The organism is Bacteroides sp. AM10-21B (genome assembly GCF_003472565.1).
In the GTDB taxonomy this organism is placed as follows: domain Bacteria; phylum Bacteroidota; class Bacteroidia; order Bacteroidales; family Bacteroidaceae; genus Bacteroides; species Bacteroides propionicigenes.
Genome location: NZ_QRME01000003.1, coordinates 85060 through 97917, shown reverse-complemented (window position 1 = coordinate 97917; position 12858 = coordinate 85060). Strand labels below are relative to the sequence as shown.

The 12858-nt window shown below is 46.0% G+C and carries 10 protein-coding genes; 7 read left to right on the top strand and 3 right to left on the bottom strand.

Annotation, left to right across the window (positions count from 1 at the left end; all coding sequences use genetic code 11):
• The first annotated feature begins 8 nt into the window (after window positions 1–8).
• From rimM to rseP, 4 genes are all read left to right on the top strand, one after another.
• Entirely contained in the window at window positions 9–545 is a 537-nt protein-coding gene (gene rimM / locus DW121_RS04470; RefSeq protein ID WP_118323132.1) for a ribosome maturation factor RimM, read from the top strand.
• Window positions 546–1409, top strand: coding sequence for a M23 family metallopeptidase (locus DW121_RS04465; RefSeq protein ID WP_118323131.1), 864 nt, complete (start codon window positions 546–548; stop codon window positions 1407–1409).
• Window positions 1410–1478: 69 nt separating this feature from the next.
• Window positions 1479–2627 (top strand): 1-deoxy-D-xylulose-5-phosphate reductoisomerase, encoded by a 1149-nt coding sequence (locus DW121_RS04460; protein WP_118323130.1) that lies wholly within the window; start codon window positions 1479–1481, stop codon window positions 2625–2627.
• A 69-nt stretch (window positions 2628–2696) separates the two neighbouring features.
• On the top strand, window positions 2697–4037 hold the full coding sequence (gene rseP / locus DW121_RS04455; RefSeq protein WP_118323129.1) for an RIP metalloprotease RseP: 1341 nt from the start codon (window positions 2697–2699) through the stop codon (window positions 4035–4037).
• 108 nt (window positions 4038–4145) lie between these two features.
• Here rseP and DW121_RS04450 read toward each other — a convergent pair whose 3' ends face one another.
• Complete coding sequence (locus tag DW121_RS04450) at window positions 4146–5045, bottom strand: diaminopimelate dehydrogenase (protein ID WP_118323280.1); 900 nt, start codon at window positions 5043–5045, stop codon at window positions 4146–4148.
• 168 nt (window positions 5046–5213) lie between these two features.
• Here DW121_RS04450 and ruvA point away from each other — a divergent pair, with 168 nt between their 5' ends.
• Window positions 5214–5816: a Holliday junction branch migration protein RuvA gene (gene ruvA, locus DW121_RS04445; protein WP_118323128.1), complete on the top strand. Its 603-nt coding sequence runs from the start codon at window positions 5214–5216 to the stop codon at window positions 5814–5816.
• A gap of 37 nt (window positions 5817–5853) precedes the next feature.
• On the top strand, window positions 5854–6849 hold the full coding sequence (locus tag DW121_RS04440) for a DUF3843 family protein (protein WP_118323127.1): 996 nt from the start codon (window positions 5854–5856) through the stop codon (window positions 6847–6849).
• 122 nt (window positions 6850–6971) lie between these two features.
• Here the strand turns inward: DW121_RS04440 and DW121_RS04435 are convergent, their stop codons facing one another.
• Window positions 6972–8135 carry a M24 family metallopeptidase gene (locus tag DW121_RS04435; protein WP_118323126.1) on the bottom strand — a complete coding sequence of 388 codons (1164 nt, stop codon included), beginning with the start codon at window positions 8133–8135 and terminating at the stop codon, window positions 6972–6974.
• 119 nt (window positions 8136–8254) lie between these two features.
• Window positions 8255–9592: an NADP-specific glutamate dehydrogenase gene (gene gdhA, locus DW121_RS04430; protein WP_117710771.1), complete on the bottom strand. Its 1338-nt coding sequence runs from the start codon at window positions 9590–9592 to the stop codon at window positions 8255–8257.
• Window positions 9593–9881: 289 nt separating this feature from the next.
• Between gdhA and DW121_RS04425 the strand changes: the two genes are divergently transcribed.
• Window positions 9882–12851, top strand: a complete 2970-nt coding sequence (locus tag DW121_RS04425) for a PEP/pyruvate-binding domain-containing protein (protein ID WP_117710772.1) — start codon at window positions 9882–9884, stop codon at window positions 12849–12851.
• The last annotated feature ends 7 nt before the right edge of the window (window positions 12852–12858 follow it).

Genomic DNA, 12858 nt, shown 5'->3' with positions numbered 1-12858 from the left:
AAAACGGTATGATACGCAAAGAAGAAGTATATAAGATAGGTATATTCAACAAGCCTCACGGCATTCATGGAGAGTTGTCATTCACCTTTACGGATGACATATTCGACCGTGTGGAGGCTGAATATCTCATTTGCCTGTTGGACGGGATATTCGTACCGTTCTTTATGGAAGAATATCGTTTTCGCTCGGACACTACGGCTCTCGTCAAACTCGAAGGGGTAGATACGGCGGAACGCGCACGGATGTTTACCAACATTGAAGTCTACTTCCCGGTAAAGCACGCCGAAGAAGCCGGGCCGGGAGAACTCAGTTGGGATTTCTTTATAGGATTCCGTATGGAGGAAATTCATCACGGCAAGTTGGGTGAAGTTACGGATGTAGACACATCGACCATCAATACTTTATTCGTGGTAGATTATAAAGGAGAAGAATTACTGGTTCCGGCACAGGAAGATTTTATTATAGACATCGACCAAAAGCATAAGGTTATTACGGTAGATCTGCCGGAAGGACTGCTTGCTTTGGATGATACGGAAGAGGTGTGAATGAAGAAGAAGAAGAAAAGAAGAAAAGCATTCTGGAGTAATATCAAGTTTAAGTATAGACTGACAGTTACGAACGAGAATACCCTTGAGGATATTGTCACGTTGCGTGTGTCCAAGCTGAACGGAATCTCCGTATTGCTTTCCGTACTGACAGTACTGTTTCTGATTGCTTCCCTGATTGTAGCTTTTACCCCGCTGCGCAATTATCTGCCCGGATATATGAACAGTGAAATTCGCGCACAGGTTGTAGAAAATGCCCTGCGTGTAGACTCGCTCCAACAACTGGTGGACAGGCAAAACCTGTACATAATGAACATTCAGGATATTTTTCAAGGTAAGATAAAAGCCGACACCATCCATTCCATAGACTCACTGACCACCGTACGCGAAGATTCACTCATGGAACGTACGCAACGCGAAGCCGAATTCCGCAAACAATACGAGGAAACCGAAAAATACAACCTGACAAGCATCACCTCACGCCCCGAAGTAGACGGATTGATATTCTACCGTCCCACCCGCGGCATGATTTCTTCTCCTTTTAATGCAGAGAAGAAGCACTTCGGTACAGACATAGCCGCCAATCCGGGAGAGAGTGTATTGGCAACTCTGGACGGGACAGTCATTCTAAGTACTTACACTGCCGAAACCGGCTATTTGATAGAAGTACAGCACAACCAAGATTTTGTGTCCGTCTACAAGCATTGCGGCTCTCTGTTGAAACGAGAGGGAGACATCGTAAAAGGCGGAGAAGCCATTGCGTTAGTAGGAAACACCGGACAACTGACTACTGGCCCGCATTTGCACTTTGAATTGTGGCACAAGGGAAGGGCGGTGAATCCGGAACTTTATATCGTATTTTGAGGATGAAATATGAGGTGTAAAGCATGAAATATAAGATATAAAAATCTGAAATCATAAACTATAAAGCTGATGAAGAAACAAATTGCCATACTTGGCTCTACCGGTTCTATCGGTACACAGGCATTGCAGGTCATAGAGGAGCATTCTGACCAATACGAGGCCTATGTGCTGACAGCCAACAACCGGGTAGATGATCTGATTGCCCAGGCCCGCAAGTTCAAGCCTGAAGCAGTGGTAATAGCAAACGAAACAAAATACCAACAACTGAAAGACGCACTTGCCGACCTGCCTATTAAAGTGTATGCCGGAGAAGAAGCATTATGCCAGATTGTAGCGGAAACGCCTATTGACCTTGTACTGACCGCTATGGTGGGCTATGCCGGGCTGAAGCCGACTATGAACGCCATTCGTGCACGCAAAGTAATAGCCCTTGCCAACAAGGAAACATTGGTCGTAGCCGGTGAACTCATTAATGACTTGGCACGTTTCAGCGGCACTCCCATCCTTCCGGTAGACTCCGAACACTCCGCTGTATTCCAGTGTTTGGCCGGAGAGGTAGGCAACCCTATTGAGAAAGTAATACTGACAGCTTCCGGCGGCCCGTTCCGTACCTGTACAATAGAACAACTCGCCACCGTAACCAAAGCACAGGCTTTGAAACACCCCAATTGGGATATGGGAGCCAAAATCACCATAGACTCCGCTTCCATGATGAACAAGGGTTTTGAGGTGATTGAAGCAAAATGGCTGTTCGGCGTGCGTCCCGACCAAATAGAAGTGGTGGTACACCCGCAGTCCGTTATTCATTCGATGGTACAATTCGAAGACGGGGCGGTGAAAGCACAGTTGGGAATGCCGGATATGCGACTGCCCATTCAATACGCATTCTCCTATCCGGAACGCCTGAAAGCATCCTTCCCGCGGCTGGACTTCAAACTGTGTACAGACCTGACATTCGAACAGCCGGATACGAAACGTTTCCGCAATCTGGCGCTGGCATACGAGGCCTTACACCGCGCAGGCAATATGCCATGTATCGTCAATGCAGCCAATGAGGTGGTGGTAGCCGCTTTCTTACGGGATGAAATCTCCTTCCTCGGCATGAGCGATGTCATTGAAAAGACAATGGCACGCGTGTCTTTCATACAGAAGCCTACTTACGAGGACTATGTAGCAACTGATGCGGAAGCCAGACGGATAGCGGAAGAGCTGATATAATCAGATATTGACAGTTAAAAATCAAACAGTAAACAGTAAATTGTAAATCATAAAATAGTAAATAATTAGATGGAAACATTTTTAATCCGTGCCCTACAACTTATAATGAGCCTTTCATTGCTCATCATAGTCCACGAAGGAGGGCACTTTCTCTTTGCTCGCTTATTCAAGACACGAGTGGAAAAGTTTTGTTTATTCTTTGACTTCGGATTCACGCTATTCAAATTTAAGCCTAAAAACAGCGAGACAGAATATGGTATCGGTTGGTTGCCCTTAGGCGGATATGTTAAGATTGCGGGTATGATAGACGAATCTATGGATACCGAACAAATGAAACAACCTGTGCAACCGTGGGAGTTCCGCGCCAAACCGGCATGGCAACGCTTATTAATCATGGTAGGCGGCGTATTGTTCAACTTCTTGCTGGCATTGTTCATCTATTCCATGATACTTTTTGCTTGGGGAGATGAATATGTACCTTTGCAGAAAGCGCCGTTGGGTATGGACTTCAACGAAACAGCCAAAGCAATCGGTTTTCGCGACGGTGACATATTGGTATCTGCCGACGGCGTACCCCTTGAACGCTATGGAGGCGATATGTTGACAAACATTGTCGATGCGCGCCAAGTTACCGTATTGCGTAACGGACAGGAGGCTTCCGTATATATCCCCGAAGACATGATGGAACGCCTGCTTGCCGACAGTGTCCGCTTTGCATCATTCCGTTACCCGTTTGTTGTTGACAGCATTATACCCGGCCGTCCCGCCGCACTTGCCGGACTGCAACCGGGCGACAGCATCACCCAACTGAACGGACACGACATTGCCTATTTCGACTTCCAAGAAGAAATGCAAAACCGTCAGAAGACAGCTAACGACAGTACCAGCCGCCTTCTCACCCTGACCTATGTAAGAGCCGGGGTGGCAGACACCGTAACACTGGCAACAGATTCTTTACACCAAATCGGTGTTGCCGCATTGTTACAGACCGACAAGTTGTTGCCTTTTGTCAAGAAAGAATATAGTTTCTTCGCATCGATTCCCGCCGGAGTAACTTTGGGGGTAAATACGCTGAAAGGATACGTCAGCCAGATGAAATACCTCTTCTCCAAAGAGGGTGCCAAACAGCTCGGCGGTTTCGGAACAATCGGCAGCATATTCCCTGCAACATGGGACTGGCATCAGTTCTGGTACATGACGGCATTCCTCTCCATCATCCTCGCTTTCATGAACATCCTGCCTATTCCGGCATTGGACGGCGGACACGTCTTGTTCCTTATTTACGAGATTGTGGCACGCCGCAAGCCCAGCGACAAGTTTATGGAACGTGCGCAAATGGCAGGTATGTTCTTACTGTTCGGCTTGCTTATTTGGGCAAACTTTAACGATATACTCCGATTCCTCTTCTGACGACAGGATATAAAAAAACACATCATCTGCTTCAATGAAACAGATGATGTGTACAAGATTAACAGATGATGCATTTCACGTAAACACATCATCTGTTTTTTTATGCTCTTATACCAAATGTGCAATCCACTCTTCGCGGTCGCCCGGCAGCAAATCAATTACCGGAATCTCAACCATTGTATAGCAACCCGGTTGTTGACGCATTGCAGCACGAGCCACACACACCAGCACTTGCGCAGTAAGCGCAGGATTATTGATACGCATATTGAATTCGAACAACTGGTTCTGCGTTTTTCCTGAAACACCCTTACGCGTCAGGTTTACACCGTGACCCATATCTAACAGCGCATCTACACTCGGAACAAGCTTCACGTGCGTTTCATCATTCACGAAGTACGGATCTGCCTTGATATCTGCTGCTACTTTCTCAAATTCATAACCATCCTTCAGTTCGATGTAAACCATACGGCGATGTATGCCCGTTCCGGTAGGAATGGTCATTGAAAGAGCCGCTTTTACACCTTCAACGGCTTTCACCGCTACCGTATGTCCCATACTCATACCCGGACCGAAGTTGGTATAAGTAATACCTTTCGGAGCAATGGCTTCCAGCAAGGTGCGTACAACAGAATCGCTTCCCGGATCCCAACCGGCAGAAATAATAGACACTGTGTTATGGGCTTTTGCCTCAGCATCCAAAGTACGACGCAATGCCGGAATACCGGTATGGATGTCGAAACTATCTACCGTATGAATACCCAATGCCAATATTTCTTTAGCATATTTCTCGACACTGCGAGTAGGAGTACAAAGAATTGCAACATCTACATCCTTCAACTCTTTAATATCTTTCACTACGGAATATTCACTCAATTCCGCAGGACGGTTCTCTGCTCCTGCACGACGTACCACTCCGGCAATTTCAAAATCAGGAGCCGCTTGTAATGCTTCAAGTACAAAATGTCCGATATTGCCATAACCCACGATGGCAGCTCTTACTTTTTTCATCTTTTTATCGGTTTTAGTTATCATCTTTCTATTTTCTGAGCGCAAAAGTAATCATTTTCATTTATATCTTAGTACAGAAGTCCCCAAGTTTCACAGAGTTTTTCTTTTTTTAGAGAGTAAAAGTCGATAATAATTCCTACATTCGCAGAAAAGAAAGAGTGATGTGATATGATAGAATACATTAAAGGTGAGCTTGCCGAACTAAGCCCGGCAAGCGCCATTATAGATTGCAACGGCTTGGGATATGCCATAAATATCTCCTTAAACACATACGCCGCCATACAAGGGAAAAAGAACTGCAAACTGTACATCTATGAAGCCATCCGCGAAGATGCGTATGTCTTGTATGGATTTGTCGACAAGCAAGAGCGAGAATTGTTCCTGTTACTGATTTCCGTATCGGGCATCGGAGGCAATACGGCACGTATGATTCTTTCAGCCTTATCTCCCTCTGAATTGATAAATGTCATCAGTACGGAAAATGCCAATTTACTGAAAACAGTAAAAGGTATCGGTCTGAAAACGGCCCAACGTGTGATAGTTGATTTAAAAGATAAGATAAAAGCCACGGGAATGGCTGCCGGAGCGGACGCCATGACGGGTCCGGCTTTTACCCCTGCCAACGCCCAAGTACAGGAAGAGGCCATAGCCGCCCTTACCATGCTGGGATTTGCACAAGCTCCCTCGCAAAAAGTAGTAATGGCCATTTTAAAGGAAGATGCCGGCGCACCGGTAGAACAAGTTATCAAGTTGGCGCTAAAAAGGCTATAACCTCATAAGCATCAATCACCTACAAAACAGACAAGTGATGAAAACAGCCCCTATTTTCATGAAACAATGGTTAGCAGCCAATAAACGCACACGCATTCTATCCGGCGACCAATGGTATCTTGATTTTGCTGCAAAAATATTGCCGATAATAAAGCTGTCTCCTCTATTCGAGGGGGATGACAATGCGCAAAAAAATGCTGCAATCTCACTCTGTATGTATTTTCAAGATGTAATTGCCCGGACAGGAGGTTGGAAAATATTCTCCGATACATACCATTCATTATATAATACGTATCTTCCTTTCTATCAGTTATCCGACAGCTACATCCCCGATGAAATCAATCCGGAAGATATAGCTTTCGTACTGTGGACATTAAAATCTCATCCCGCACTCAATGAACCGGACGAATATGCCCTGCACAATCCGCATGACAAAGGTTTATCGGCCTTAGCCCAAGAAATATACAAACTAATGGATGAGAATTTTGAAGAAGCTCCTATCAACGAAACGCCTTCTTCTTCATGGGTAACGGGGACCAATCTATTAGACACCCCATCAACTCCTCTTCCTGAAATTACTCCGGAAACAAGACTGAGCAAGAATGTTGAGTACAGTCTGGAATACAGTAGTGGCAACCCCCTGTTATACTTTACTACCTATAAAGAGCTTTGCAAATTCTTTGTTGAGGTCTTGAAATGGGAAGACACCCTTTCTTCTTTGCTGCCCGACTTACAGCATAACAAAGAGTTCGTAATCTACGCCAATTCCAAAGGTATGCTGATAGCCCCTGATGTAGCTGCCTATTTTCGTGAAGCACACAATCCTATGTACAACGCCGAACGCGCCGCAGCCAAAGGTTACGAACTTTTCTGCCGTCCGGGAACTTGCCCATTCGATTTAATAAAATACGGAATGGGGCAAGGAATATTACCGGAAGTACAACTTCCTTTTCCCGACGGCAAAGAAATCTTACACAAGAATTGGGACTTTATCGCCCGCTATTATTTATGTGAATATTATGAAGGAGACTAAAAAAGCACAATCACATCCCAACCGGAACAATAAAGCCAAACCGACAGGAAAGAGAATCGGAAAATCGAAACCGTCCAAGGCTAATAACCAATTGAATAGAAGGGTGAAGTGACTAATATCTATCACAGTTCCACAATCTCCTCTTTGCACAACGTCAGTTTTTCCAAACCATCCGTTGTTACGACCCAAGAGTTTTCAATTCCGACAGGACCGATGCCCGGCAAGACAATCTTGGGTTCCAAAGCAAATACCATACCCGGCTCCAACTCCTGCTTCATGCGGGGAGCCAATACCGGCATTTCGTTTATCTCCAGCCCGATACCATGACCTATGAACTTTGCCTTTTGCTCCACTCCCATAAAATAGTCCGCAAAACCGGCTTTAGCTACTATCTCAACAGCCTTGTTGTACATATCTTCACACACGGTACCCGGTTTTGCCATTGCGGCAACAGCCTCTTGCACCCCCAAACACGTCTGATGTGCGGCATATGCTTGTTCCGGCAACTTACCGATGGAAAACACACGGCTCATATCACCCATGTAGCCATAGAAGTTTCCGCCCATATCTACCATAAAGCATTGTCCCTCTTGCAAGAGAGTGCCGCTTACTCCACCGGGCAATGACGGGTCGATACCTTTACCACCCAATGCAAAATCGTACGGGGAAGGTACTGCCGCATTATCACCTGCCAAAAGGCTTCCCATAAAGATTTCCATGCTTTGCCCGAATACCCGGAAAATGCCCAAACAACCTTCCAGACGCATCAGCCGTTCTATCTCGATAGAAAGTTGGCAATCAGTCATTCCCGGCTGATAAACCGAAGGAATCTGTTCGTACGCCTTTGTGTGGGCAGCTCCGGAACGACGGAACATTTCAATTTCTATCGGAGTCTTTATGCTTCGTGCCTGACGGATTAATGCAGTACCGCAAGGTACAACCTCCGTTTCAGGAAAGCAGGCAGCCAAGCGGTTATACTCTCTGAAAGGAAGCTCGTCACCCTCCAACATCAGCTTGATCGGCAAAGGCAGACCGCATTCTTTCAACAACTCAATAATCTGTTCCGGTTTACGGATAGGGTGGATATGTTCGCCCTCAATGTCATTAGGACGTTTTATGAACAAACGTGCAGGGGCATTCAGCGGCAAATATAAATATCCGCTGACAACACGTCCGTACGTATAGATTAAATTTACATTACAAGTGATAAGAGCCGCATCAATGCCTTGCTGTGCCATGAGAGCACGTATCTTATCACGTCTTAATTTCAATTCCGGTTGTAACATCTCTTTGTTATTTATAATTTCGAGATGCAAAGGTAAGAAAAAAAATAATGCTGCCCACACCTTCGCAGGCCGGGGCAGCACAAACCACAAATACAAATACAACTAAACAAAGTTTTTCTTTAGATAATTCCCTGACCCATCATGGCATGGGCTACTTTCATGAAGCCGGCAATATTGGCGCCTTTCACGTAGTTAATGTAGCCGTCAGGTTCAGTTCCATATTTCACACACTGGGCATGGATACCGTGCATAATGGCATGAAGTTTTTCATCCACTTCGGCAGCGCTCCAGCTAAGGTGCATGGCATTCTGTGACATTTCCAGACCACTGGTAGCCACACCGCCTGCATTCACAGCTTTACCCGGTGCATACATAATCTTGTTCTCGATAAAGAGGTCGATAGCTTCGGGAGTACATCCCATATTGGAGATTTCGCCTACACAAGTCACTTTATTATGAATTAAGTGCTGTGCATCTTCACCATTCAGCTCATTCTGCGTTGCGCAAGGCAAAGCAATATCAGCTTTCACTTCCCATGGGCGTTTGCCGGGAACGAAAGTAGAGCCGGGGAATTCGTCAGCATACGGAGCTACAATATCATTGCCCGATGCACGAAGTTCCAACATATAATCTATCTTTTCACCACTGATACCGTTCGGGTCGTAAATATAGCCGTCGGGACCGGAGATAGTGACAACTTTCGCACCCAGCTGAGTAGCTTTGGTAGCTGCACCCCAAGCCACATTTCCGAAACCGGAGATGGCAACTGTCTTACCCTTAATATCAATGCCTTTGGTTTCCAACATCTGATGTACGAAATACAATCCGCCGAATCCTGTTGCTTCAGGACGTATCAGTGAACCGCCGAATTCCAGACCTTTACCTGTGAATGTTCCCGTGAACTCACGCGTCAGCTTCTTATACATACCGAACATATAGCCCACTTCACGACCGCCTACGCCAATATCACCGGCAGGCACATCCATATCCGGGCCAAGATGACGCCATAACTCCAGCATGAAAGCCTGGCAGAAACGCATCACTTCCGCATCACTCTTGCCACGCGGAGAGAAATCCGAACCACCTTTACCGCCACCCATAGGCAGAGTAGTCAAAGCATTCTTGAAAGTTTGTTCAAATCCCAAGAACTTCAAGATAGAGAGGTTCACGGAAGCGTGGAAACGAATACCGCCTTTGTACGGGCCAATGGCGTTGTTGAACTGTACACGATAACCGAGATTGGTTTGCACCTCACCCTTATCATCCACCCACGTAACACGGAAAGTAAAAATACGGTCAGGTTCAACCAACCGTTCTATAATCTTAGCCTTTTCGAACTCTGGATGCTGATTGTAGATATCTTCGATAGAAAGAAGTACTTCCTTTACGGCTTGAAGGTATTCAGACTCGCCGGGATGCTTTGCCTCCAAAGAGGACATGATACGTTCGATATTCATAATATTACGTTTTAAAGGTTCTTACCTCGTTAGTTAACGCTGTTTTGAACAAAATGTCAACAAACAACACTGCAAATATAGGAAAATTTTTCAAAACACCTAAGCATTGCAGCAATATTTTGATTAAATAATAATAAAACGTCAGATTTTATAGAATATAAATAATGAGAAAACCGGAATTAGGCTGTCCTATGCAAATACATTGCCAAAGCAAATCTTTCTTCCCCATTCTTCATTCTTCATTTTAATTGCTACTTTTGTCCTCCGAACTAATAAACCATGAGAATCCATGCTTAGTAAGTTTAAATTGAACCAGCTATATTTCAAAGATACGCAGTTTGCCAACCTCATGACACGACGTATCTTCAATGTGCTTTTAATCGCCAACCCTTATGACGCTTTCATGCTGGAAGACGACGGACGTATCGACGAAAAAATCTTCAATGAATACACCTCGCTCTCCTTGCGCTATCCGCCACGTTTCACGCAGGTATCCACTTGCGAGGAGGCATTGGCACAACTGTCTTCCATGCCCTACGACCTTATTATATGTATGCCCGGAACAGGAGACAATGAAGGGTTTGATGTGGCACGAAATATCAAAGGACAATACGAGCATATTCCCATGGTAATTCTGACCCCGTTCAGTCATGGCATCACCAAACGCATTGCCAATGAAGACCTCAGTCCGTTCGAATACATCTTCTGCTGGTTGGGCAATACTGACTTGTTGGTGTCTATCATCAAACTGATTGAGGACAAAATGAATCTGGAGCATGATGTCAGCGAAGTCGGTGTGCAAATCATCCTTCTGGTAGAAGACGGCATCCGCTTCTACTCCTCCATCCTGCCCAACCTCTATAAATTCGTATTAAAACAGAGTCAGGAATTCTCTACCGAAGCCCTGAACGCCCACCAACGTACGCTCCGCATGAGAGGACGCCCTAAAATAGTCCTTGCACGTACTTATAATGAAGCAATCGGCATATACGAAAAATACAAGAACAACATTTTGGGAGTTATCACAGACGTTCGTTTTCCCCGCATAGAGCGTGGTGAAAAAGACGCGCTTGCAGGTATAAAGTTATGTGCCGCCATACGCAAGGAAGACCCGTTTGTCCCGTTGATTATACAATCTTCCGAATCGGAAAACGTATTGTATGCCGCCAAATACGATGCGTCTTTCATCGACAAGAATTCCAAGAAGATGGACGTGGACTTACGCCGTATCGTATCGGATAATTTCGGTTTCGGCGACTTCATCTTCCGCAACCCCGACACGTTGGAAGAAATCGCCCGCGTCAAAAACCTGAAGGAACTTCAGAACATCCTCTTTGCAGTACCGGCAGAATCGTTCCTGTACCATATCAGCCGCAACCATGTCAGCCGCTGGCTCTATTCGCGTGCCATGTTCCCTATTGGCGAGTTCCTGAAGCCCATTACATGGAACAGCCTGCAAGACGTAGACGCCCATCGCAAAATCATCTTCGAGGCAATCGTGAAGTACCGCAAGATGAAGAACCAGGGAGTGGTAGCGGTATTCAGACGTGACCGCTTCGACCGTTACTCGAATTTCGCCCGCATCGGAGACGGTTCATTGGGCGGAAAAGGACGTGGCCTCGCATTCATCGACAACATGGTGAAACACCATCCCGAATTCGAAGAATTTGAGAACGCCCGTGTTGCCATCCCCAAGACGGTAGTACTCTGTACGGATGTATTCGACGAGTTCATGGAAACCAACAATCTGTATCAGATAGCCCTTTCTGACGCAGACGATGATGTGATTCTGCGTTATTTCCTGAAAGCCAAGCTGCCCGACCGTCTGGTTGAAGACTTTTTTACTTTCTTCGATGTAGTAAAATCGCCTATCGCCATCCGTTCCTCCTCCTTGCTGGAAGACTCGCATTACCAGCCTTTCGCCGGAATATACAATACTTATATGATTCCCTACTTGGATGACAAGTATGAAATGCTCCGTATGCTCAGTGATGCAATCAAGGGGGTTTATGCCTCTGTATATTTCCGTGACTCCAAGGCTTATATGCAGGCCACAAGCAATGTAATCGACCAAGAGAAGATGGCCGTTATCCTGCAAGAAGTGGTCGGCAACCAATATGGTGACCGTTACTATCCTTCCATGTCGGGTGTGGCACGCTCGCTCAATTACTACCCTATCGGCGACGAAAAAGCCGAAGAAGGCATTGTCAACCTGGCACTCGGCTTAGGTAAATATATCGTAGATGGCGGCATGACCCTCCGCTTCTCTCCCTACCACCCCAATCAGGTGCTGCAAACCAGTGAAATGGAAATTGCGCTGAAAGAAACCCAGACACGTTTCTATGCCCTCGATTTGCGTAATGCCGGTCACGATTTCTCTATCGACGACGGCTTCAACCTATTGAAGTTGCACGTAAAAGAGGCCGAGAAAGACGGTTCGCTCAATTACATAGCTTCCACCTACGACCCGTACGACCAGATTATCCGCGACGGTTTATATCCGGGCGGACGTAAAGTCATCACCTTTGCCAACATCTTGCAACATGATGTATTCCCCCTGCCCCGTATTCTGCAATTGGCATTGAAATACGGGCAACAGGAGATGCGCCGTCCTGTAGAGATTGAATTCGCAGCTACCATGAGCCGGGAAAAAGACAAGACCGGCACATTCTACCTATTGCAAATCCGTCCGATTGTCGACAGCAAGGAAATGCTCGATGAGGACCTCACGGCTATTCCCGATGAAAACCTGCTGCTCCGTTCCAACAACTCCCTGGGACATGGCATCATGAACGAACTGCAGGACGTAATCTATGTAAAGACCGATGATTACAGCGCCTCCCACAATCAGGAAATTGCTTGGGAGATAGAAAAGCTGAACCAACAATTCTTAAATGAAGGAAAGAATTATATTCTGATAGGCCCCGGACGTTGGGGTAGCAGTGATACTTGGTTGGGTATTCCCGTGAAATGGCCTCATATCAGTGCCGCACGTATCATCGTGGAAGCCGGACTGACGAATTACCGTGTCGATCCCAGTCAGGGAACGCACTTCTTCCAGAACCTTACTTCCTTTGGAGTAGGCTATTTTACGATTAATGCGTTTATGAACGACGGTGTATACAATCAAGACTTCCTGAATGCACAACCTGCTGTGCATGAGACCAAATACTTGCGCCATGTCCGTTTCGAGCATCCGATAACGGCCAAAATGGACGGGAAGAAGAAACAAGGAGTGGTATTACTGCCCCAACCCTAACAATTCA